20 protein-coding genes are annotated in these 22477 nt (G+C 73.2%); 10 read left to right on the forward strand and 10 right to left on the reverse strand.

The annotated features are described in order from the left end of the window. Window positions 1-112 precede the first annotated feature (112 nt). Together RB608_RS04005 and RB608_RS04010 are read left to right on the forward strand one after the other, a co-directional pair. Window positions 113-2197: a helicase-associated domain-containing protein gene (locus RB608_RS04005; protein WP_308086512.1), complete on the forward strand. Its 2085-nt coding sequence runs from the start codon at window positions 113-115 to the stop codon at window positions 2195-2197. 46 nt (window positions 2198-2243) lie between these two features. After that, the gene (locus tag RB608_RS04010) at window positions 2244-3899 is read left to right on the forward strand and encodes a DNA repair helicase XPB (RefSeq protein ID WP_308086513.1); all 1656 of its coding nucleotides are present in this window, start codon (window positions 2244-2246) and stop codon (window positions 3897-3899) included. 25 nt (window positions 3900-3924) lie between these two features. Here RB608_RS04010 and RB608_RS04015 read toward each other — a convergent pair whose 3' ends face one another. The 7 genes from RB608_RS04015 to RB608_RS04045 all read right to left on the reverse strand — a co-directional run bounded on the left by RB608_RS04015 (window position 3925) and on the right by RB608_RS04045 (window position 11531). Further along, window positions 3925-4461, reverse strand: coding sequence for a Uma2 family endonuclease (locus RB608_RS04015; protein WP_308086514.1), 537 nt, complete (start codon window positions 4459-4461; stop codon window positions 3925-3927). A 112-nt stretch (window positions 4462-4573) separates the two neighbouring features. Continuing rightward, window positions 4574-6910 (reverse strand): endopeptidase La, encoded by a 2337-nt coding sequence (gene lon, locus RB608_RS04020; RefSeq protein ID WP_308086515.1) that lies wholly within the window; start codon window positions 6908-6910, stop codon window positions 4574-4576. Window positions 6911-7006: 96 nt separating this feature from the next. After that, entirely contained in the window at window positions 7007-7546 is a 540-nt protein-coding gene (locus tag RB608_RS04025; RefSeq protein ID WP_308086516.1) for a Uma2 family endonuclease, read from the reverse strand. 18 nt (window positions 7547-7564) lie between these two features. Next, window positions 7565-8779 (reverse strand): DUF2786 domain-containing protein, encoded by a 1215-nt coding sequence (locus RB608_RS04030; protein WP_308086517.1) that lies wholly within the window; start codon window positions 8777-8779, stop codon window positions 7565-7567. 184 nt (window positions 8780-8963) lie between these two features. After that, on the reverse strand, window positions 8964-9653 hold the full coding sequence (locus RB608_RS04035) for a 3-oxoacid CoA-transferase subunit B (protein ID WP_308086518.1): 690 nt from the start codon (window positions 9651-9653) through the stop codon (window positions 8964-8966). After that, complete coding sequence (locus RB608_RS04040) at window positions 9650-10345, reverse strand: 3-oxoacid CoA-transferase subunit A (RefSeq protein WP_308086519.1); 696 nt, start codon at window positions 10343-10345, stop codon at window positions 9650-9652. Before RB608_RS04040 ends, RB608_RS04035 begins: the two co-directional genes overlap by 4 nt. Window position 10346: 1 nt before the next feature. Continuing rightward, window positions 10347-11531 (reverse strand): thiolase family protein, encoded by a 1185-nt coding sequence (locus RB608_RS04045; protein WP_308086520.1) that lies wholly within the window; start codon window positions 11529-11531, stop codon window positions 10347-10349. Between the two features lie 90 nt (window positions 11532-11621). Here RB608_RS04045 and RB608_RS04050 point away from each other — a divergent pair, with 90 nt between their 5' ends. From RB608_RS04050 to RB608_RS04075, 6 genes are all read left to right on the forward strand, one after another. Beyond that, on the forward strand, window positions 11622-12512 hold the full coding sequence (locus RB608_RS04050) for a LysR substrate-binding domain-containing protein (protein ID WP_308086521.1): 891 nt from the start codon (window positions 11622-11624) through the stop codon (window positions 12510-12512). Window positions 12513-12729: 217 nt separating this feature from the next. Beyond that, window positions 12730-13635 (forward strand): LysR substrate-binding domain-containing protein, encoded by a 906-nt coding sequence (locus RB608_RS04055; protein WP_308086522.1) that lies wholly within the window; start codon window positions 12730-12732, stop codon window positions 13633-13635. 7 nt (window positions 13636-13642) lie between these two features. After that, window positions 13643-14746 carry an enolase C-terminal domain-like protein gene (locus RB608_RS04060; protein ID WP_308086523.1) on the forward strand — a complete coding sequence of 368 codons (1104 nt, stop codon included), beginning with the start codon at window positions 13643-13645 and terminating at the stop codon, window positions 14744-14746. Between the two features lie 42 nt (window positions 14747-14788). Further along, window positions 14789-15637 carry a catechol 1,2-dioxygenase gene (gene catA / locus RB608_RS04065; RefSeq protein WP_308086524.1) on the forward strand — a complete coding sequence of 283 codons (849 nt, stop codon included), beginning with the start codon at window positions 14789-14791 and terminating at the stop codon, window positions 15635-15637. Beyond that, a complete protein-coding gene (gene catC / locus RB608_RS04070; RefSeq protein WP_308086525.1) occupies window positions 15637-15924 on the forward strand; it encodes a muconolactone Delta-isomerase in 288 nt (95 codons plus the stop codon). The genes catA and catC overlap by 1 nt, the downstream gene beginning before the upstream one ends. Window positions 15925-15931: 7 nt before the next feature. After that, entirely contained in the window at window positions 15932-16765 is an 834-nt protein-coding gene (locus tag RB608_RS04075) for an alpha/beta fold hydrolase (RefSeq protein ID WP_308086526.1), read from the forward strand. Here the strand turns inward: RB608_RS04075 and RB608_RS04080 are convergent. Continuing rightward, a complete protein-coding gene (locus RB608_RS04080; protein ID WP_308086527.1) occupies window positions 16702-18984 on the reverse strand; it encodes an arylsulfatase in 2283 nt (760 codons plus the stop codon). The genes RB608_RS04075 and RB608_RS04080 overlap by 64 nt on opposite strands. A gap of 23 nt (window positions 18985-19007) precedes the next feature. On the opposite strand from RB608_RS04080, the gene RB608_RS04085 reads away from it, so the two are divergent. Next, window positions 19008-19448 carry a MarR family transcriptional regulator gene (locus RB608_RS04085; protein ID WP_308086528.1) on the forward strand — a complete coding sequence of 147 codons (441 nt, stop codon included), beginning with the start codon at window positions 19008-19010 and terminating at the stop codon, window positions 19446-19448. 5 nt (window positions 19449-19453) lie between these two features. On the opposite strand, the gene RB608_RS04090 is transcribed toward RB608_RS04085, so the two are convergent. Together RB608_RS04090 and RB608_RS04095 are read right to left on the reverse strand one after the other, a co-directional pair. After that, window positions 19454-20380: a bile acid:sodium symporter gene (locus RB608_RS04090; protein WP_308086529.1), complete on the reverse strand. Its 927-nt coding sequence runs from the start codon at window positions 20378-20380 to the stop codon at window positions 19454-19456. Window positions 20381-20660: 280 nt separating this feature from the next. Next, window positions 20661-20963: a chorismate mutase gene (locus RB608_RS04095; protein ID WP_308086530.1), complete on the reverse strand. Its 303-nt coding sequence runs from the start codon at window positions 20961-20963 to the stop codon at window positions 20661-20663. Between the two features lie 104 nt (window positions 20964-21067). On the opposite strand from RB608_RS04095, the gene RB608_RS04100 reads away from it, so the two are divergent. After that, complete coding sequence (locus RB608_RS04100) at window positions 21068-22423, forward strand: TrpB-like pyridoxal phosphate-dependent enzyme (protein ID WP_308086531.1); 1356 nt, start codon at window positions 21068-21070, stop codon at window positions 22421-22423. Window positions 22424-22477 lie beyond the last annotated feature (54 nt).

Below are 22477 nucleotides of genomic sequence, written 5' to 3' on the forward strand. Positions count from 1 at the left end.
TCTGGACCTGGCCACCCCTGCCCCTCACGACTTCGGACAACTCGCCTCTCGCGCCGCGGTGAGGAACTCGATCGCACGCGCTCTCGACGGCCTCACCCGAGGCGAGCTCTCGGTGCTTGATGCCCTCGTCGTCGCGGGCCAAACCACCGATTCGGAAGTCGCCGCGACGGTACGGGCGGCGGAGGGGTACGTCGCCGCGACGCTGGCCCGGCTGCGAGATCTCGCCGTCGTCTGGGACTCCACCGAGGGGCTCCGCGCCCTCAGCGGGGTGAGCGACGCGATGACCGGCGGAGCGGAGGCCGGCGTGAGCGGGCTCCGGCCCCGGTCGGGCCTGCCGCGACCGGCCGCCGAGATCGCCGAGGCACTGGCCGCGCTCCCACCGGAGGCCCGGGGACTGCTGGACCACGTCATCGCCGAGGGCGGCACCGCACGGTCCGGCACCGTCCGGGTGGGCGTGCACCCGGAGGACGCCGAGTCGCCCGCCGAGCTGCTCGTCGCGCTCCGGCTGCTCGTCCCCGGAGGCTCCCTGCTGCCGGGGCTGCTCGTGGTGCCCGGCGAGGTGGGCCTCGCGGTCCGCGGGGGGAAGACGACGACCGAGCCGGTCGACGTCGCGCCACCGGTCGCGTCACAGGAGCGGTCGCCGCGGCTGGCGGCGAGTGCCGCGCTGGGCGCCGCCACGGACGTCGTACGACGCGTCGGGCTGCTCCTGGAGTGGTGGGGCACCCGCCCGGCGGCCGCGCTGCGCACCACCGGGCTGGGGGTCCGCGAGCTGAAGGCGGCCGCGACGCAGCTGCAGGTGCCGGAGCCCGAGGCTGCGCTGATCGTCGAGCTCGCGCACGAGGCCGGGCTGGCCGGAACCCGCGCGGACGCGGATGGCAACCCGGTGTGGGTGCCGACATCGGCGTACGACGAGTGGGCCGAGCGGCCGGTCGCCGAGCGCTGGACCGTGCTGGCGCGGGCGTGGCTGTCGAGCCCGCGGCTGCCGTCGCTGGTCGGCGAGCGCGGCCCCGACCAGAAGCCGTGGAACGCGCTGACGCCGGAGCTGTCGGCGGCCGGGATGCCGGAGGCCAAGGCGATGGCGCTCGCCGTCCTCGCCGACCTGCCCGAGGGACACGGCCTCGCCGCCGGCACCGGCCTGCCGTCGCTGGTCGCCCGGGTCGCGTGGGAGCGGCCTCGGCGGCCCCGCACGCGCCCCGACCTGGTGGCGTGGGCGGTCGCGGAGGCGGCGATCCTCGGCCTCACGGGCGCCGACGTGCTGACGCCGTACGCGCGGGCGCTGCTCGAGGGCGCCGACCCCGCACCGGTGCTTGCCGAGCTGCTGCCCGCCCCGGTCGACCACGTGCTCGTCCAGGCCGACCTGACCGCCGTCGCGCCCGGCCCGCTGGTGCCGGAGCTGGCGCGGCAGCTGCAGCAGGTCGCCGACGTCGACTCCCACGGCGCCGCGACCGTCTACCGCTTCACCTCCGACTCGGTACGGCGGGCGCTGGATGCCGGCTGGACGGCGGCCGAGCTGCACGCGTTCGTGCTGGCGGCCTCGCGCACACCGGTCCCCCAGCCGCTGACCTACCTCATCGACGACGTCGTCCGGTCGTTCGGCCGGCTGCGGGTGGGGCTGGCGGCGTCGTTCGTGCGCTCGGAGGACGAGGCCGCGCTGGCGGCGCTGGTCAACCACCCGAGGGCCTCGGGCCTCGGCCTGCGGCGGATCGCGCCGACCGTCGTGGTGTCGACCCTCCCGATCGACGTACTGCTCCTCCGGCTGCGCGAGCTCGGACTCGCGCCGGTGGTCGAGGGCCCGGACGGGGTTGTGCGTGTCGGCACTCCCGACTCCCTGCGCGCCCGCCCCCCGCGCACCCGGGAGTCCGCCGACGCCGCCCGGACCGCCGTGCGGCAGGCCGCCCAGGTCGTCTCCGCCGTCGCGACGCTGCGCGAGGGCGATGCGGCCGCGCGGAACCGGCCGGCCTCCGCCTCGGCGCCCGGAGGCGGCGTGCTGTCCGCGCTCCGCGACGCGATCGAGCGGCGCGGCGCCGTCCTGATCGGGTTCACGGACAACCAGGGCGTCGGGTCCGAGCGGACCGTGCGTCCGCTCGTCGTCGAGGGCGGCCAGCTGACGGCCTTCGACGCCGACGCGGCGGACGACGATCCCGACGCGGAGCGGCGCTATGCCGTCCACCGGATCACCCGGGTGGTCCCGGTGTGAGGTGCTGGCGGCGGCGGCACGACCGGCACCACCGTACGATTGGCCGGTGAGTGACGGACCCCTGATCGTGCAGTCGGACAAGTCGCTGCTGCTGGAGGTCGACCATCCGCAGGCGGCGGAGTGCCGCAAGGCGATCGCGCCGTTCGCGGAGCTGGAGCGCTCGCCGGAGCACATCCACACCTACCGGCTGACCCCGCTGGGACTGTGGAACGCGCGGGCGGCCGGACACGACGCCGAGCAGGTGGTCGACACGCTGCTGACCTGGTCGCGCTACCCCGTCCCCCACGCGCTGCTGGTCGACGTCGCCGAGACGATGGCCCGCTACGGGCGGCTGCGACTCGAGAAGGACCCGGTGCAGGGTCTCGTGCTCGCGTCCAGCGACCGGGCGGTGCTGGAGGAGGTCCTGCGGGCCAAGAAGATCGCCGGCATGCTCGGCGCCCGGCTCGACGACGACACCGTCGCGGTGCATCCCTCCGAGCGCGGCAACCTCAAGCAGGCGCTGCTCAAGCTGGGCTGGCCGGCCGAGGACTACGCCGGATACGTCGACGGCGAGGCGCACGCGATCGATCTGGCCGAGGACGGCTGGGTGCTGCGCGACTACCAGCGCGACGCGGCCGAGTCGTTCTGGCACGGCGGCTCCGGGGTCGTCGTCCTCCCCTGCGGGGCGGGCAAGACGCTGGTCGGCGCGGCGGCGATGGCGCACGCGCAGGCGACCACGCTGATCCTGGTCACCAACACCGTGAGCGCCCGGCAGTGGAAGGACGAGCTGGTCCGGCGTACCTCCCTGACCGAGGACGAGATCGGCGAGTACTCCGGCACCGTCAAGGAGATCCGTCCGGTCACGATCGCGACGTACCAGGTCATCACGACCAAGCGGAAGGGCGTCTACCCGCACCTGGAGCTCTTCGACGCGCGCGACTGGGGCCTGATCGTGTACGACGAGGTGCACCTCCTGCCGGCGCCGATCTTCCGGATGACCGCGGACCTGCAGGCCCGGCGCCGGATCGGGCTGACCGCGACCCTGGTGCGCGAGGACGGCCGCGAGGGAGACGTGTTCTCGCTGATCGGCCCGAAGCGGTACGACGCCCCGTGGAAGGACATCGAGGCGCAGGGCTGGATCGCGCCCGCCGACTGCATCGAGGTCCGGGTCTCGCTGCCCGACGCCTCCCGGATGACCTACGCGACCGCCGAGCCCGAGGAGCGCTACCGGCTGGCCGCGTGCACCCCGGAGAAGCTCGGCGTCGTGCGCGACCTGGTGGCGCGGCACGCCGGGCAGCCCACCCTGGTGATCGGCCAGTACCTCGAGCAGCTCGACGAGCTCGCCGAGGCACTGGATGCTCCGGTCATCACCGGGCAGACGACGGTCAAGGAGCGGCAGCGGCTCTTCGGCGCCTTCCGCTCCGGCGAGATCGGACTGCTCGTCGTGTCGAAGGTCGCGAACTTCTCGATCGACCTGCCGACCGCCGAGGTCGCGATCCAGGTGTCCGGCTCGTTCGGCTCACGGCAGGAGGAGGCGCAACGGCTCGGCCGGCTGCTCCGGCCCGGAGAGCCCGGTCCGGACGGCGAGCGCAAGGTGGCGCACTTCTACACGATCGTCGCGCGTGACACCGTCGACGCCGAGTTCGCGCAGAACCGGCAGCGGTTCCTGGCCGAGCAGGGGTACGCGTACCGGATCGTCGACGCGGAGGACGTCGGCGCCTGAGGCGCCGACGTCCTCCAGGGACCTCTCAGCGGACCAGCTGTGACGGGACGACCGTGATCTCGAAGGGGACGGTCGCCGTCCACTCCTCGTCACCGGCGATCGCCGCCACCGCCTCGTAGCGACCGTCGCGCAGCTCCCAGGCCGTGAGGGCGATCTCGTCGCCCTCGACATCGACGACCCAGTAGGCGGCGACGCCGCTCCGCTCGTAGATGCGCTTCTTCTGGCCCAGGTCACGGCGGCGCATGCTCGGCGAGAGAACCTCGACGACCAACGCAGGTGGACCGTTCATGCCGCGCTCGTCGAGCTTTGACGGGTCGACCACCAGTATGTCGGGCACCAGGATCTCGTGCTCGCCCAGCACGACATCGAAGGGCGCCTGCGAGACCCGCAGGTGATCGGGACAGGCCGCGTAGAGCCGCACCAGCAGCTCGGTGCTCACGAGCTGATGGCGGGGACGGGGCGACGGCGACATGACGATCTCACCCTCGATGAGCTCGTAGCGATTGCCGTCGTCCGGCATCGCGTCGAGGTCCTCGCGCGTCAACATCTCCACTGCCGCCATGCTCCCCATCGTGCCTCACTCCCCGAGATGACTGAAGGTCCATGCCGGTGATCATCGGCGACGATCGCCGATCCGCCGGACACGGACCTCCAGCCTGTGGAGAACCTGGTGGTCAGGCCGCGGCCACCCCCGCTTCCGTGGCCACCAGCGCCAGCTCGAGGATCTCGGTGACCGCGCCGACCGGCGTGACGGTGAGCGCCGAGAGGATCTCCTCCGGGACGTCGTCCAGGTCAGGCCGGTTGCGCTCGGGGATGAACACCTCGGCGACGCCGGCGCGCTGGGCGGCGAGCAGCTTCTGCTTCACCCCGCCGATCGGGAGCACCCGACCGGACAGGGTGACCTCGCCGGTCATCGCGATGTCGGAGCGGACCGGACGGTCGGTCAGCAGCGAGACCAGCGCGGTGACCATGGTGACGCCGGCCGACGGCCCGTCCTTGGGGACGGCGCCCGCGGGGAAGTGCACGTGGATCGACCGCTCGAAGGCCTCGGCCGGGATGCCCAGCTCGGTGGCGTGGGAGCGCACCCACGAGAGCGCGATCCGCGCGGACTCCTTCATCACGTCGCCCAGCTGCCCGGTGACGGTCAGCCCGGCCTCACCCGCGGCGACCGAGGTCTCGACGTACAGGACGTCGCCGCCCATGCCGGTCACGGCCAGTCCGGTCGCGACCCCGGGAACCGACGTGCGCTCCTCGAGGTCGGGCGTGAACCGCGGCCGGCCGATCAGGTCGACCAACTCGTCCACGCCGATGTCGACCCGCTCGACCGATCCCGACGCGAGCCGGGCCGTGGCCTTGCGGAACGCCTTGGCGAGCAGTCGCTCGACCTGGCGTACGCCGGCCTCCCGGGTGTAGTTCGCGGCGATCTCGCGCAGCGCCTCGTCGGCGATGGTCACCTCGTCTGCCGAGAGTGCGGCGCGCTCGAGCTGGCGCGGGACCAGGAAGTCGCGGGCGATCGCGACCTTGTCCTCCTCGGTGTAGCCGTCGAGTGCGACCAGCTCCATCCGGTCGAGCAGCGCGGCCGGGATCGAGCCGATGTCATTGGCCGTCGCGATGAACAGCACGTCGGACAGGTCGAGATCGAGCTCGAGGTAGTGGTCGCGGAAGGTGTGGTTCTGCGCGGGGTCGAGGACCTCGAGCAGGGCCGCGGCCGGGTCGCCCCGGTAGTCGGAGCCGACCTTGTCGACCTCGTCGAGCAGCACGACCGGGTTCATGGAACCGGCCTCCTTCACGGCCCGCACGACGCGGCCGGGCAGCGCGCCGACGTACGTGCGCCGGTGACCGCGGATCTCCGCCTCGTCGCGGACGCCGCCGAGGGCGACCCGGACGAACTGACGACCCAGCGCCCGCGCGACGGACTCGCCGAGCGAGGTCTTGCCGACGCCCGGAGGCCCCGCGAGGAGCACGACGGCGCCGGAGCCCCGCCCGCCGACGACCTCCAGCCCGCGTTCGGCGCGCCGGGCGCGGACGGCGAGGTACTCCGTAATCCGGTCCTTCACCTCGTCCAGGCCGTGGTGGTCGGCGTCGAGCACGGCGCGGGCCGCGACGACGTCGGTGTCGTCCTCGGTCCGCACCGACCAGGGCAGGTCGAGCACGGTGTCGAGCCAGGTCCGGATCCAGCCCGCCTCGGGGCTCTGGTCGCTGGAGCGCTCGAGCTTGTCGAGCTCGCGCAGCAGCGCCTCGCGCACGGCGTCGGGGACATCCGCCGCCTCGATCCGGGTGCGGTAGTCGTCACCGCCGTCGGGATCGCCCTCCCCGAGCTCCTTGCGGATGGCGGCGAGCTGCTGGCGCAGCAGGAACTCACGCTGGTTCTTCTCCAGCGACTCGCGCACGTCGGCGTCGATCTTGTCGCTCACCTCGGACTCGGCGACGAAGTCGCGGGTCCACTCGACCAGCAGCCGCAGCCGCTCGGCGACCTCGGGGGTCTCGAGCAGCTGGCGCTTGCGGTCGTCGGAGAGGTACGGCGCGTAGCCGGCCGTGTCGGCGAGGGTCGCCGGGTCGTCGATCCGGGTCACCTGGTCGGCGACCTGCCAGGCCTCGCGGCGCTGCAGGAGGCCCACGACGAGCTTGCGGTAGTCCTCGGCCAGCGCGTGGACGTCGTCGTCCACGACCCCGCCGTCGACCGGCTCGACCTCGACCCACAGGGCCGCGCCGGGACCGGTCACCCCGCTGCCGATGCGGGCGCGCCCGCCGGCTTTGAGCACGGCCGCCGGCTCACCCCCGGAGAACCGGCCGACCTTCTCGACACTGGCCACGACGCCGTACGACGCGTAGCGGTCCTCGAGTCGGGGGGCCACCAGGACCTGGGCGGTCTCGCCGGACTCCTTGGCAGCCAGGGCGGCGGCGTCGATGGCGGCTCGGGCGGGCTCGTCGAGCTCGACCCGGACCACCATCCCGGGGAGCACCACCACGTCGGAGAGGAAAAGCACCGGAAGCTGGATCGGGTTCGTCATTGCCCCTTCGTTCATGCACCGTCCAATGCGTTCCGGGTCGGCGGTGTTCCGGCGTTCGCCAGCCGCGAACGCCGGAACCTTCCCGACCGGTCGGCCTCAGTCGAGAAGGCGCGTCGGGACGAGGGTGACCTCGAACGGCGCGGCGGCGGTCCACTCCTCGTCGCCGGCGACCAGCGCCGCCACGTCGTAGCGCCCCTCCCGCAGCTCCCACGCGGTGAGGCTGGGCACCTCCGGGTCGAGGATCCAGTACGACGGCACGCCGGCGCGCTCGTAGATCCGCTTCTTGCGCACCTGGTCGCGACCGCGACTGCTCGGGGAGAGGATCTCGACGACCAGCAGCGGCGCGCCCGTCAGCCCGCGCTGCTCGGGCCGGTCCCGCTCGACCACGAGCAGGTCGGGCTCGACCACCGACAGCTCCTCGAGCTGGACGTCGAACGGGGCGGCCAGCACGACGAGGCCCGTCGGGCAGGCGAGCCGCAGGGCGTAGTAGAGGTTGCCCGACGAGCGCTGGTGGTCGAACGACGGCGCAGGCGACCTGACGATCTCACCCTCGAGCAGCTCGTAGCGGTTGCCGTCGTCGGGCATCCGGTCGAGGTCGGCTCGGGTGTGCCCCGGGCCGAGGGTCGGTGTCGTCATGCCTCTCATCGTGCCTCCTCAGGCCGAGAGCTCGCCAGCGCGCAGGTGGGCGCGGTCGGCGGCGGAGCGCCCCTGCGCCGCGCCCCAGGCGTCGTGCCGGCCGCCGACGTTGCGGTCACGGAGCCGCCCTGCGAACAGCCGGTCGAACTCCTCCTCGACCGCGGCGGAGCGGGACCGCAGGACCGGGAGCGCGACGGAGGCCCCCGGGTCGGCGAGCACCTCAGCGCCGACCGCGACGAGACGCTCGCGGATCCGCGCGGCGAAGCCGAGGTGGAAGGACTGCCGGAAGGCTGCCGACCTGGGGCGTTCACCGCTGCCGGCGTCGTGAGCGGCTGCCGCGAGGGCGTTGCCGGCCTGGACGAGCAGGGAGGTGAACAGGATCTCGACCGTGGCGAGGTCCTCCGCGTGCCCGACGACGGCAGCGATGTCGAGACCGCCGAGCTCGACGGAACGGCAACGGTTGGCGTGGGCCACCGCGGCGAGGAGGACGCCCTTGGCCGCGGCGTACGGCGGCTCGAGGAGGATGCGGATCATCCGGGGTCCGTCGTCGGGCGCCGGACCGAGAAGCCGCGCCCGGTCGACGGCGTGCCGCGCCATCAGCTCCTGGGCCTTGGCCGTCAGTGCCTCCGCCTCGGCCTCGAACGCCGTCGACTCGGCCTTCGCCAGCAGCTTGCGGATCCGGTCGAGCGCGGGGTCGGCGCCTGCCGGGCCGGCCGGGGAGGCGACCTCGACGACCGCCAGGTCGGCACCAGGAGGCGGGATCAGCACCGGAAGCCGCGGCAGCCGGGCGAGCGCACGCCACACGTCGGCGGCAGCGTCGTAGCACCGGGGCCGGGCGATGTCCTCACGGCGCCGCCAGTGCCGCAGCCAGTCGACACGAGTGGACTCCGCCCGAGCGAGGAGGGCGTCCACCTGGGCCTGCCAGCGTGGGTCGACGGCACCCGGGCGCCGGTCGTGCTCGGCCGCGATCGCGAGGTCGACCAGGCGCCCGCCCACCCGCCCGACCCTCCGGGCCACGACGTGCACCACCTCGGCGGGCTGCCACCCGAGGCCGTAGGCCGAGGCGACCGCCTGGAGCAGCACCCGCTCGGCCATCGGATCGACGATCGAGACCGAGAAGGCGGCCAGCCGGTCCGCATCGACCGTCGGGACCCGCCGGGTCCCGGCCGGCCGCCACAGCAGCCGCTGCCACACCTCGCGCGCAGCACGCGCGTCGTACCGATCTCCTGCCATGGGCGCCTCCGTTCGTCGTGGGACGAACGACGCTGGCGCCCGGTGCCGACACGGCGACCGGTCGGCCGGACGTGGCTGTGGACGACCTCGCGCGGCGCAGGGAGCTGGGGAGAGACGAGGCACCTCGCGGTGATCCGTGGGACGGAGGTGGACGCGAGGGAGGGGACGCGCGGGAGGGGTGGCGTCAGCCCTCCCGCGTCACCAACGGCAGACCGAGCCGGTCGCGGAGCTCGGTGACCGAGATCCCCCAGGTGGTCCGGACCACGACCTCGTCGCCACCGACCTCGAACACGCCGTGGTCGGTGTAGACCCGGCTCACGCAGCCGACACCGGTCAGCGGGTAGGTGCAGGCCGGGACCAGCTTGGGCGAGCCGTCCTTGCCGAACAGCGCCATCATCACGAGCACGTCCTTGGCGCCGATGGCGAGGTCCATCGCACCGCCCACGGCGGGGATGGCGTCCGGCCGGCCGGTGTGCCAGTTGGCGAGATCGCCGTTGGCCGCGACCTGATAGGCACCGAGGACGCAGACGTCGAGGTGGCCGCCGCGCATCATCGCGAAGGAGTCGGCGTGATGGAAGTACGCCGCTCCGGGCAGCTCGGTGACGGGCACCTTGCCGGCGTTGGTGAGGTCGGCGTCCACCTCGTCGCCGGCTGCTGCCGGGCCCATGCCGAGCATGCCGTTCTCGGTGTGGAGGATCACCGTCGCGGAGCCGTGGTGGTCCCGGGGCAGGTGGTCGGCGATCTTGGTGGGCTGGCCGATGCCGAGGTTGACGAAGGAGCCCTCGGGGATGTCGCGCGCGATCACCTCGGCGAGCTCGTCCATCGACAGCGGGCCGCGGTCGAGGTGCTCGATCGTGCCGGCGAGCATGGTCATCGCGCCCCCTGGACGGTGTGGTGGCGGGCCGCCACGGCGACCACCCGGTCGACGTAGATGGACGGGGTGACGACGGCCTCGGGGTCGAGCTCCCCGGTCGGCACGACGGAGCTCGCCTGGACGATGGTCGTGGTCGCGGCAGCGGCCATCACCGGGCCGAAGTTGCGGGCGGTCTTGCGATAGACGAGGTTGCCGAGCCGGTCGGCGCGGTGCGCGGAGATCAGCGCGTAGTCGCCCTTGATCGGCAGCTCCAGGAGGTAGGTCCGTCCGTCGATGTCGCGGACCTCCTTGCCCTCGGCGAGCGGCGTGCCGACCGCGGTCGGGCTGTAGAACGCGCCGATCCCGGCTCCGGCGGCGCGCATCCGCTCGGCCAGGTTGCCCTGCGGGACGACCTCGAGCTCGAGCCTCCCGGACAGGTAGAGCTCGTCGAACACATAGGAGTCGGCCTGGCGCGGGAACGAGCAGATCACCTTGCGCACCCGGCCGGCCCGGAGCAGCGCGGCCAGCCCGACCTCGCCGTTGCCGGCGTTGTTGGACACGATGGTCAGGTCCGTCGCGCCCTGGCGGATGAGCGCGTCGATCAGGTCGAACGGCATGCCGGCCAGGCCGAACCCGCCCACCAGGACGGTCGACCCGTCCTCGATGCCGGCGACCGCCTCGTCGGTGGTCTCGAGCAGCTGGGCGCGCGCCATCTCAGGAGGCCTCCTCGTTCTCGAGGACGACGGCGAGGCCCTGGCCGACGCCGATGCAGATGCCGGCGACGCCCCAGCGTTCGCCGGTCTCGCGCAGGACCTTGGCCAGGGTGCCGATCAGCCGGCCGCCGGAGGCGCCGAGCGGGTGGCCGAGGGCGATCGCGCCGCCGCGCCGGTTGACGATCTCGGGGTCGATCGGCCACGCGTCGACGCAGGCGAGCGACTGGACGGCGAAGGCCTCGTTGAGCTCGACGGCACCGACGTCGGACCACGAGACGCCGGCCCGGGCGAGCGCCGCGTTGGCCGCCTCGACCGGCGCGTAGCCGAAGGCCTGCGGCTCGAGCGCGTACGCCGCCCGGCCGGCCACGCGCGCCAGCGGCGTCGTACCGATCCGGTCGGCCGCGGCCGCGGAGCCCAGCAGCACGGCGGACGCGCCGTCGCTCAGCGGGGAGGCGTTGCCCGCGGTGATGGTGCCGTCCGTGCGGAACACCGGCTTCAGCCCGGCCAGCGACTCCGGCGTGCTGCCGGGACGGATGCCCTCGTCCCGAGTGAGGTCGATGTCGTCGACGGGCGCGACCAGGTCGTCGTAGAAGCCGTCCTCCCAGGCCTGGTGGGCGAGCTGGTGCGACCGCGCGGCGAACGCGTCTTGCCGCTGGCGGCTGATGCCGAACCGCTCCTGCAGCTGCTCGTTGGCCTCCCCCAGACTGACCGTCCACTCCTTCGGCATCCGCGGGTTGACCAGGCGCCAGCCGAGCGCGGTCGAGACCGCGGTGACGTCGCCGACGGGGAACGCGCGGTCCGGCTTCGGCAGCACCCACGGCGCGCGGGTCATCGACTCGACGCCGCCGGTCAGGACGATGTCGGCGTCGCCGGTCTCGATGGTGCGCGAGCCCACCATCACGGCGTCGAGGCTGGAGCCGCAGAGCCGGTTGACGGTGGCGGCAGGAACGCTGACCGGTATGCCGGCCAACAGGGCCGCCATCCGGCCGACGTTGCGGTTGTCCTCGCCGGCGCCGTTGGCGTTGCCCCAGACGACGTCGCCGATGGCGGCGGGATCGAGACCGGGCGTGCGGGCGAGGATCGAGGAGACGACGGCGGCGCCCAGGTCGTCGGTGCGGACGCCGGCCAGTGCGCCGTTGAACCGGCCGAAGGGCGTGCGGACCGCTGCGTAGACGTAGGAGCTCACGGTCACCGACCGTAGAGGTGGAACTTGATATTGTGAAGGATCAATATCCGACTCGATTGAGACGTCGACGTATATGAAACAGAGGGCGACGTGGATCTGCTGCGCCATCTCCACTACTTCGTGACGGTCGCCGAGGAACGGCACTTCGGCCGCGCCGCCGAGCGGCTGCACATGGCCCAGCCCCCGTTGTCCCAGCAGATCCGCCGGCTCGAGGCCGAGCTCGGCGTGACGCTCTTCGAGCGGACCACCCGGCGCGTCGACCTCACCGCCGCCGGCACCGCGTACCTGGCCCGCGCCCGGACGATCCTCGCCGAGGTCGACAACGCCGCCGACGAGGCGCGGAGGATCGCTGCCGGCGTCGTGGGCCGGATCGCGATCGGGTGCGTCGGCTCGGCCACCTACAGCCTGCTCCCGGAGCTCTCCCGGCGCCTGGCCGAGGACCTGCCCGGCGTCGACTTCGCGTTCCACGGCGAGATGCTCGTGGCCGAGCAGGTCGAGGCACTGCGCGAGGGCCGGATCGACATCGCCCTGCTGCGACCGCCGATCGGCGACGGCTCCCTGACCGTGACTCCGCTGCGCGAGGAGCGGCTCGTGGTCGCCGTACCGATCACGCACCGACTGGCCACCCGCCGCCGGCTGCGCGTCACCGACCTCGCGGGAGCCGACCTGATCGTGCACTCGGCCGGCCGGCGCTCCGCGATGTACGACGTCGTGCGGGCGCTGTTCGCGGAGGCCGGCCTGGCGCCACACATCCGGCACGAGGTCGGCGAGACCTCCACCCTGATCACCCTGGTGGCCGGCGGCCTGGGCGTGGCGGTCGTCCCCGAGCCGGTGCGGGCACTCGCCCTCAGCGGGGTCGTCTATGTGCCGCTCGCCCGGCCGGCCCCGACCGTCGAGCTGGCCGTCGCCCACCGCAGCGACCGGACCGAGGCGCACCTGCTGCGCACGCTCGCCGTGCTGCGCGAGCTGGTCAGCGGGTAGCCGCGGTGAGCCGGCGGGACGCTGCCGACGGTCGTCCGCTCTGGCCGACCCTGGCCGAGGTGCGTTCCACACCGGCCTGATTCATAATTGAGAGTTATGAATCAGGACATTATTCGTCTTTGTGCAACTCAATCTCTTCGATCTAGCGTGATGGTGCACCGTGACGCCGGCCACACGCCGGCCACGCCCCCCGATCACGCCGGACGGAGGTGACCCGATGGACCTCAAGCAGCTGCGCTACTTCGACGCGGTCGCCGAGACCTGCCACTTCGGCCAGGCCGCCGAGCGCCTCCACCTCGCCCAGCCCGCCCTCTCCCAGGCGGTCCGCCGGCTCGAGGCCGAGCTCGGCGTCCTGCTTCTCGCCCGGACCACCCGCCAGGTCAGGCTGACCCCGGCCGGCGAGTTCTTCCACCGCGAGGTGCGCCGGATCCTGGGCGACCTGGACGCCTGCGTGGTCGGCACCCGCAGCATCGCCGACGGCAGCCGCGGCCTGCTCCGGGTGGGTTTCACCGGCACCAGCGCGTTCACCCAGCTGGCCCGGCTCTCCCGGATGATCCGCTCGGCGCTGCCCGCCGTGGCGCTGGAGGTCCGGGCCGATCTGCTCACCCCGGGGCAGGTGGAGCGACTGCTCGACGGCCGCCTCGACCTCGGCGTACTCCGCGGCCCGGTCGCCGAGCCCGGCATCGAGACCCGCAGCCTGCTCCAGGAGCCGCTCGTCCTCGCGCTGCCCGCCGACCATCGGCTGGTCCCCGAGCCCGCCCTCGAGGTGGTCGACGTCTCCGCCGACGAGTTCGTCGCCTACGCCGACGCCCGTTCCGCGGTCAACGAGGCGATGGTGTCCAGCTGCCTGCGCGCCGGCTTCTCCCCCAACATCACCCACCGAGCGCCGGGCACCGCCGCGCTGCTCGCGCTCGTCGCCGCCCATCTCGGCGTCGCGCTCGTGCCCGAGTCGGTGCGCAGCATGCAGCTCAACGGCGTCGTCTTCCGCGACGTCGCCGACGCCACGACCATCGACCTGTCCCTGGCCTGGCGGGCCGACGAGCCGTCGGCGCTGGTCGCCGGCGCGCTCGACGTCCTCGACCGCCACGGCTTCTTCTCCCCGCACCCCTCCCCCACGAGCTGAGGACCCCGTGAAGATCACCGCGATCGAGGCGATCCCGTTCCGGATCCCCTACGTCAAGCCGCTGAAGTTCGCCAGCGGCGAGGTGCACGTCGCCGACCACGTACTGGTCCGCGTGCACACCGACGACGGGCTGGTCGGGGTCGCCGAGGCGCCACCGCGGCCGTTCACCTACGGCGAGACGCAGCGCGGGATCATCGCGGTGATCGAGACGATCTTCGCGCCCCAGGTGGTCGGCCTCGCGCTGACCGACCGCGAGCGGATGGCGGCGCTGCTGGGCCGCACGGTCGGCAACCCGACGGCCAAGGCCGCCATCGACATGGCCGTCGGCGACGCGCTCGGCCGCACCCTGGGCCTCACCGTCTCCGAGCTGCTGGGCGGCTACACCGACCGGATGCGCGTCTCCCACATGCTCGGCTTCGACCAGCCGGCCGCCATGGTCGACGAGGCCGAGCGGATGCGCGACGTCCACGGCATCACCACGTTCAAGGTCAAGGTGGGCCGGCACCCGGCGTCGCTCGACGTCGCCGTGGTCCGTGCCCTGCGCGAGGGGCTCGGCCCCGACGTCGTCCTGTACGTCGACGGCAACCGCGGCTGGACCGCGTCGGAGTCGGCCCGGGCGATGCGCCAGATGGCCGACCTCGACCTGGCCTTCGCCGAGGAGCTCAGCCCGGCGGACGACGTCCTGGGCCGGCGCTGGCTGGTCCAGCAGCTCGACGTCCCTTTCATCGCCGACGAGTCGGCCACGACGCCGGCCGAGGTCACCCGCGAGGTGCTCGGCGGCTCGGCCACGGCGATCTCGATCAAGACCGCGCGGACCGGCTTCACCGGCTCGCAGCGGGTGCTCCACCTCGCCGAGGGACTCGGCCTCGAGGTGGTCATGGGCAACCAGATCGACGGCCAGCTCGGCTCGATCTGCACCGTCGCGTTCGGGGCGGCCCACCAGCGCAGCAGTCTGCACGCCGGCGAGCTGTCCAACTTCCTCGACATGAGCGACGACCTGCTCACCGAGCCGCTCCGCATCGAGAACGGCGAGCTCGCGCTCCGCCCCGGCGCCGGGCTCGGCGTCGAGATCGACGACGACAAGCTCCGCCACTACCGCACCGATCGCTGACCCAGCAGCACCGCACCAACCCAACCCGAGAGGACACCCGCCATGACCACCGAGGTCGCCACCGCCGCCGCTTCCGGCGCCAGCGCCACCGAGCGCTTCCACTCCGACAAGTCGCCGTACGCCGCGGTCAAGGACACCCCTCCCGAGCGGGTCGACCGCCTGGCCCGGCGTGTGCTCGAGGCCGTCTACCAGACGGTCCGCGACGAGAAGGTCACCTACGACGAGTTCAACGCGCTCAAGGCATGGATGATCGGCGTCGGCGAGGACGGCGAGTGGCCGCTCTTCCTCGACGTGTGGCTCGAGCACGTCGTCGAGGACGTCAACACCGCCCACCGCGAGGGCAACAAGGGTTCCATCGAGGGTCCGTACTACGTCCCCGGCGCCCCCGAGCAGGGCGCGAAGGGCACCATCGAGATGCGCGAGGGCGAGGCCGGCACGCCGCTGGTGTGGACCGGCACGGTCACCTCGACCGACGGCACGCCGCTCGACGGCGCACTCGTCGAGGTCTGGCATGCCGACAGCGACGGCTTCTACTCGCAGTTCGCGCCCGGCATCCCCACCTGGAACCTGCGCGGCAACTTCCGGGTCGGTGCCGACGGTGCCTTCGAGATCCACACGATCCAGCCCGCGCCGTACCAGATCCCGACCGACGGCTCCTGCGGCAAGCTGATCGCCGCCGCCGGCTGGCACGCCTGGCGTCCGGCCCACCTGCACGTCAAGGTGTCCGCGCCCGGCCACGAGCTGCTCACCGCCCAGCTCTACTTTCCCGGCGACGAGCACAACGACGACGACATCGCCTCGGCCGTCAAGCCCGAGCTGATGCTGGCGCCGCAGGCCCAGCCCGACGGCTCGGTCACCGTCGGCTACGGCTTCGTGCTGGACCCCGCCTGATGCTCTTCCAGGTCCGGATGGACGTCGACCTCCCGCGCGACCTCGACCCCGCCCAGCGGGACGACGTGCTCGCGCGGGAGAAGGCGTACTCCCAGGAGCTCCAGCGCAGCGGCGAGTGGGCGCACCTGTGGCGCATCGTCGGGCACTACGCCAACATCAGCGTCTTCGACGTCGAGTCGAACGCCCGCCTGCACGAGATCCTGTCGAGCCTGCCGCTGTTCCCCTACATGCGGATCGAGGTCACGCCGCTGACCACGCACCCGTCGGCGATCCGGACCGAGGACTGAGGCCGCCGTGCTGCCCTCGGTCGCCGTACGGCACCTGGCCGGCACCCCCGGCCGGCCGCTGCTGGTCGTCGGTCCCTCCCTCGGCACGACGGCCGACCGCCTCTGGGGGACGGTCGCCGCGGCGCTGCCGGGCTGGAACGTCCTCGGCTGGGACCTCCCCGGCCACGGCGCCAGCCCGGCCGCCGACCGCCTGACGCCCGGCTTCTCGATGGCGGGCCTCGCCGCGGCCGTTCTCGGAGCGGTCGACGAGGCCGTCGGCGACGCGGTCCCGTTCGCGTACGCCGGCGACTCGGTCGGCGGCGCGGTCGGGCTCCAGCTCGCGCTGGACCGCCCCGGCCGGGTCACCTCGCTGGCCGTCCTGTGCAGCGCCGCGACGTTCGGCGGTCCGGACGCCTGGCGCGATCGGGCGGCACCCGTGCGGGCCGAGGGAATGGCACCGATGGTCGCTGCGTCACCGGCGCGCTGGTTCGGGTCGTCGATCTCCGAGGAGCGGCGGGCCGCCGCGCTCGGCGACCTCGCGACCGTCGATCCCGAGGGCTACGCGCGGGTGTGCGAGGCGCTCGGCGGCTTCGACGTGCGCGATCGGCTGGCCGAGGTCGGGGTGCCCCTGCTCGCGGTGGCCGGCGCCGACGACGTCGCCACCCCGCCCGACGTGCTGGGCGCGATCGCGAGCGGTGTGCCCGACGGGCGGCTCGAGGTGCTCGACGGCGTCGGCCACCTGGCGCCGTACGAGGCGCCGGAGCGGGTGGCGGCGCTGCTGCGCGACCACCTCGCCGCTCACTCCGAGCGCAGCAGTGCCGACAGCCGGGCCCGGTCGGCGTCGAGGTCGGCCAGCGCCTGACCGCCGGTGAAGGTCACCGACCGCAGCTCGCCGGTCCACCGGAACGGCGGCGCGTAGTCGTCGCTCACCGGGAAGCCCGCGTCGTGGCCGAGCCGGAGCCCGCCCCCGCCGATCTGGATGCCGCTCGCGCCCATGCCCTGAGCGAACGGCGCGCGGGCGGCCTCGACCCCGTCGACCAGCAGCACGCCGTCGGCCCCGACCAGGCGGAACCCCACGGTGTGCGGGCCGGGGGTCAGCGGCACGGCCGACGTGACGTCGTACGGCGTGCTGGTGGCGTTGAGCAGGAAGCGCGGGCAGCCGTCGACCACGACGAGCGCCCAGCCGTTGGACCAGTCGCCGATCGCGGCGAGCACGCCCTCGCCTCCCCCGTCCGGTACGACGACGTCCGCCTCGACCAGCGCCCCCAGCGCCAGCGACGGCACCGCCTCGTCGGCCACCGGGTTGCCGCCGGGCCGGACGACGAGGCGCTCGGGCACCGGCCACAGCGGCGGCTCGATGCCGGGCAGGTGCCCGTAGAGCCCGTCGGTCAGGGGGAACACCTGGTTGGCCTCGGCCTCTGCCTCCCACCGGGCCGCCAGCTCGGCGACGACCTCGGGGTGCTCGTCGGCGACGTCGTGCGCCTCGGAGAAGTCGTCGTCCATCCGGAACAGGCACCAGCGATCGGTCGCGAAGTCGCGGCTGCCGGGCAGCATCCGCTCGTCGTCGACGCCGGTCGAGACGTGGTCGGTGGTGGCCTTCCAGCCGTCGTGGATGATCGAGCGGGAGCCGAGCATCTCGAAGTACTGCGTGGTGCGGGGGGACGGCGCCGCAGGGTCGGCGAGCGTGGCTCGCAGCGAGGCTCCTGCCATCGGCTGCTGCGCGACACCGTCCACCTGCTCGGGAGCGGTGACGCCGCACAGGTCCAACACGGTCGGCGCGATGTCGACGACATGGCACCACTGCTCGCGGACGCCGCCCGCTCCGGCCGTGCTCCGAGGCGGCTTGAGGACCATCGGCACCCGGACGCCGCCGAGCCAGGAGTAGCGCTTCCACAGGTGGAACGGAGTGTTCCCCGCCCACGCCCAGCCCCAGGGGTAGTGGTTGTAGCCGCGCCAGCCGCCGATGTCGTCGATCGCGGCCAGGTTGTCGTCGAGGTCGTCGCCGACGCCGAAGCCGAAGCGGTGCTCGTTGAGCGAGCCGATCTGTCCGCCCTCGGCGCTGGCGCCGTTGTCCGAGGTGAGCAGCACGATCGTGTCGTCGAGGACGCCCTGCTCCTCCAGGGCGTCGAGCAGCCGGCCGAGGTGGTGGTCGAAGTGCGCGACGAAGCCGGCGTGCGCCTCGGCGTACCTCGCGAAGAGGCGGCGCTCGGCGTCACCGAGCGCCGCCCAGTCCTGCACCCACGGCGGCCGCGGCGGCAGCGTGGTGCCGGCGGGCACCAGCCCGGCCGCCTGCTGCCGGGCGAAGACCCGCTCGCGCAGCCGCTCCCAGCCGTCGTCGAAGCGGCCGGCGTACCGCTCGATCCACTGGGCGGGGACCTGGTGCGGCGCGTGGCCCGCGCCGGGCGCGAAGTAGAGGAAGAACGGCTTCTCGGGGGCGGCGTGCTGCTGGTCGCGCACCATCCGGATCGCCTCGTCGACCAGGTCCTCGCTCAGGTGGTAGCCCTGCTCCGGGGTGGCGGGCGGATCGACGGGCGAGTTGTCGCGGTAGAGCGTCGGCGTCCACTGGTTGGCGTCGCCGTGGAGGAACCCGTAGAACCGCTCGAAGCCCTGCCCCAGCGGCCAGGTGTCGAACGGGCCCGCCGCCGTGCGGTCGTTGCGCGGGGTCAGGTGCCACTTGCCGACGGCCAGGGTGTTCCAGCCGGCGTCGCGCAGGATGCGGGGCAACGTGGCCGCGGAGGCGGGGATCCGGCCGAGGTAGCCGGGGTAGCCGCCGGGCATGTCGGCCAGGAAGCCGATGCCGACCGCGTGGGAGTTGCGCCCGGTGAGCAGGGACGCGCGGCTCGGCGAGCACATCGCCGTCACATGGAAGCGGTTGTAGCGCAGTCCCCGCGCGGCGATCCGGTCGACGCTCGGGGTGTCGATCTCCCCGCCGAAGGTGCCGAGCTGGCCGAAGCCGATGTCGTCGAGCAGGACGACCAGCACGTTCGGGCGGCCGGCCGGGCGCGGCCGCGGTGGGTGGTGGGGCGTCGAGTCGGCCGCGGTACGGGCGATGACGGGTCCGGCGGCGGGGATCTCGCTCACGGACGGCCTCCTACGATGCTCGGGTGACGGACTTCGGCGTACTGCTCAGCCTCGCGGGCGTGGTCTTCGTCGACGCCCTGCACGAGCGGCTGGCCGGGGCGGGGTTCGAGGACTTCACCGTCCGCAGCGGCTGGGTGCTGCGCACGCTCGGCGACGAGGAGCTCAGCCTGCGCGACCTGGCCGACCGGATGGGGCTGAGCAGCCCCGGCACCCTCAAGGCGATCGACCCGATGCTCCGGGCCGGCTACCTGGAGCGCGCCCAGACCAGCGACCGGCGGGTGCGCGCGGTCCGGGTCACCGACCGGGGCCGGGCGGCCCTCGCCTGCGCCACCGCCTTCCACGCCGAGTTCGAGGAGGGTCTGGCCGCCGACGTCGGCGCTGACGACGCGGCCGCGACCCGACGGGCGCTCGAGGCCCTCGTGGAGCGGGGCTCGGCGCACCTGCCGCGCACGTTGCTGCCCTGAGTCGGTCATCCGACCGGCTCCGCGGTGGGCGGGCGACGCCGCCACCAGGAGGAGAGCGCGAGGCCGGTGCACACGTCCCACAGCGCCCAGAAGGCCACCACGAGGGCGACGCCGCCGAGCCGGTCGAAGTAGGCCAGCGCCAGCACCAGGCCCAGCGCGGTGTTGCGCACGCCCATCTCGAAGGTCATCGCCCGCACGCCGGCCGGCGGCAGCGTCAGGGCCCGGCCGACGGCGTACCCGACGAGCAGGACGGCGGCGTTCTGGACGATCGCGGGCAGCGCCACCTCCCCGAGATGCTCCACGATGACATCCCCGCGTGCCGCCAGCCCGGCGACGATCACGAGCAGCAGCACCACGAGGACGGCGAGCTCCACCGGACGGCGCAGCCGGGCCGCGAGGTGTGGCCGGCGCGTGGCCACCGCGACCCCGACCGCGAACGGCAGGCCGATGAGGAGCGCGACCTCGCCCCCCATCGTGACCGGGTCGAGGCTGATGTCCCGCAGCAGCGCGTCGGCGGCGGGATACCGCGCCGCCCAGAACCCGAACGCGAACGGTGTCGCGAGCACCGCGACCAGGTTGGCGCAGGTCGTCAACGCGATCGACAGCGCGACGTCGCCGTGCGCGCGGTGGGTGAGGAGGTTGGAGAGGTTGCCGGCCGGGCAGCAGGCGACGAGCAGCATGCCCAGGGCGACCGAGCCGCCCACATCGAGGGCGCGGCACAGCAGCAGGGTCAGCGCGGGCAGCACCGCGAACTGCGCCACCAGACCGGTCGCCAGGACCGTGGGCCGGCGCAGGACGGCTCGTAGGTCGGCGACGCGCGTGTCCAGGGCGATCCCCAGCAGGAAGACCGCGATCAGGACCTTGATCCCGGTCTGCGCGCCTTCTCCGAGCGAGAGCCGGAGCGTGTCCAGGTCGGACGCGGCGACCACCATCCGCCCCTCCTCCGCCCATTTCGTTAACCGAAGTTAAGCATATGGGCGGGCGGATGCTTGTAACTAAGGGTTACCCCACGAAAAGGGGCGCAACAGCACCGAGGTAGTAGCCATAGCACCCGGGTAGATCACTCGGGGTGTCGACCCCGTGACCGCGGTGACCCACCGGGCGACTGCCCGGTCACTGGGCCTACTACCCGGGTGCTGTGACTACTACCCGGGCGTTGTGGCACGCGAATTCGCGCTGTAACCCTTAGTTACATGCGCCGAGCGCGCTCAGTCAGTCGTCGTTCTCCTCGGCGAACTGCTCGTGGTTGCGGATGACCTCCGCGATGATCACGTTGAGGATCTTCTCGGCGAAGTGCGGGTCGAGGCCCGAGCTCTCCGCCATCGACCGCAACCGCTCGATCTGGACCGCCTCGCGGGCGGGATCGGCCGGCGGCATACCGGCGCTCGCCTTCAGGCGACCCACCGTCTCGGTGCACTTGAAGCGTTCCGCCAGCAGGTGCACGAGGGCGGCGTCGAGGTTGTCGATGCTCGACCGGAGTCGGTGGAGCTCGGCCCGGGCGTCGTCTGCACTCACACCCCGAATCCTGCCCTACGTCGGCCGGGCGGCGTCCAGCCCACCCCGTCGCGGCGAGACACCCTAGGATCCGAGCACCCGAGAATTCTTCCGAGAGGACCCCCATGAGCGACCAGGTGATGTACACCCTCGAGCCGCACGAGCAGCCCACCCGCTGGTACAACATCGTCGCCGACCTCCCGGTGCCTCCGCCGCCCCCGCTGCATCCGGGCACCCACCAGCCGGTCGGGCCCGACGACCTCGCACCGCTGTTCCCGCCGGAGCTGATCGCGCAGGAGGTCACCGCCGAGCGCTATGTCGAGATCCCCGAGCCGGTGCTCGACGTCTACCGTCAGTACCGCCCGAGCCCGCTCTACCGCGCCCGCCGCTGGGAGGAGAAGCTCGGCACCAGCGCGCGGATCTACTACAAGTACGAGGGCGTCTCGCCGGCCGGCTCGCACAAGGTCAACACCGCGGTGCCGCAGGTCTACTACAACAAGATCAACGGCATCACCCGACTCACCACCGAGACCGGCGCCGGCCAGTGGGGCACCGCGCTGTCGTACGCCGCCTCACTCTTCGGCGTGACCTGCGAGGTGTGGCAGGTCGGTGCGTCCTTCGACACCAAGCCGCAGCGCCGTACCCTGATCGAGGTCTTCGGCGGCACCGTGCACCGCTCGCCCAGCCGGCTCACCGAGTCGGGCAAGGCCTTCGCCGAGGACCACCCGGGCTCGCTCGGCATCGCGATCTCCGAGGCCGTCGAGGTCGCCGCCCAGGATCCCGAGGCGAAGTACGCCCTCGGCTCCGTGCTCAACCACGTCCTGCTCCACCAGAGCGTGATCGGCGAGGAGGCCCTGCTCCAGCTGGCCAAGGCGGGCGAGACCGGCGCCGATCTCGTCGTCGGCTGCGCGGGCGGCGGCTCGAACTTCGCGGGCCTGGCATTCCCCTTCCTCCGCGAGAAGCTCGCCGGCAACCAGGCCCCGCGGATCCTCGCCGTCGAGCCCAGCTCGTGCCCGACGCTCACCCGCGGCGAGTACCGCTACGACTTCGGCGACACCGCCGGCCTCACGCCGTTGATGAAGATGCACACCCTCGGCCACGACTTCGTGCCCTCGCCCATCCACGCGGGCGGCCTGCGCTATCACGGTATGGCGCCGCTGGTCTCGCACGCCGTCAACGAGGGCTACATCGACGCCGTCGCGCTCCACCAGAACGAGTGCTTCGAGGCTGCCGTCGAGTTCGCCCGCACCCAGGGCATCGTCCCGGCACCCGAGTCGTCGCACGCGCTCGCCCAGGCCCGGCGCGAGGCGCTGGCCGCCGCGGAGACGGGCACCGAGCCCGTCATCGTGATCGGGCTCTCCGGGCACGGCCTGCTGGAGCTCGGCGCCTACGAGAGCTTCCTCAGCGGTGGGCTCGAGGACGACCCGCTGTCCGACGAGGCGCTCAGCGAGGCGCTGGCCAACGTGCCGGTGGTCGGCTGAGGACCGGCGGACCCGCGTTCGCGCACGACCTCCCACGTCGACGTTGACCGGCGG

Source organism: Nocardioides sp. LHD-245 (genome assembly GCF_030929495.1).
Taxonomy (GTDB): domain Bacteria; phylum Actinomycetota; class Actinomycetes; order Propionibacteriales; family Nocardioidaceae; genus Nocardioides.

Bases quoted from the DNA above. Each gene is read 5' to 3' on its own strand.
- RB608_RS04030 (WP_308086517.1), bottom strand. From the start codon at position 8,779: ATGGCAGGAGATCGGTACGACGCGCGTGCTGCGCGCGAGGTGTGGCAG.
- RB608_RS04040 (WP_308086519.1), bottom strand. From the start codon at position 10,345: ATGGCGCGCGCCCAGCTGCTCGAGACCACCGACGAGGCGGTCGCCGGC.
- RB608_RS04090 (WP_308086529.1), bottom strand. From the start codon at position 20,380: ATGGTGGTCGCCGCGTCCGACCTGGACACGCTCCGGCTCTCGCTCGGA.
- RB608_RS04025 (WP_308086516.1), bottom strand. From the start codon at position 7,546: ATGACGACACCGACCCTCGGCCCGGGGCACACCCGAGCCGACCTCGAC.
- lon (WP_308086515.1), bottom strand. From the start codon at position 6,910: ATGACGAACCCGATCCAGCTTCCGGTGCTTTTCCTCTCCGACGTGGTG.
- RB608_RS04055 (WP_308086522.1), top strand. From the start codon at position 12,730: ATGGACCTCAAGCAGCTGCGCTACTTCGACGCGGTCGCCGAGACCTGC.
- catA (WP_308086524.1), top strand. From the start codon at position 14,789: ATGACCACCGAGGTCGCCACCGCCGCCGCTTCCGGCGCCAGCGCCACC.
- RB608_RS04015 (WP_308086514.1), bottom strand. From the start codon at position 4,461: ATGGCGGCAGTGGAGATGTTGACGCGCGAGGACCTCGACGCGATGCCG.
- catC (WP_308086525.1), top strand. From the start codon at position 15,637: ATGCTCTTCCAGGTCCGGATGGACGTCGACCTCCCGCGCGACCTCGAC.
- RB608_RS04100 (WP_308086531.1), top strand. From the start codon at position 21,068: ATGAGCGACCAGGTGATGTACACCCTCGAGCCGCACGAGCAGCCCACC.
- RB608_RS04035 (WP_308086518.1), bottom strand. From the start codon at position 9,653: ATGACCATGCTCGCCGGCACGATCGAGCACCTCGACCGCGGCCCGCTG.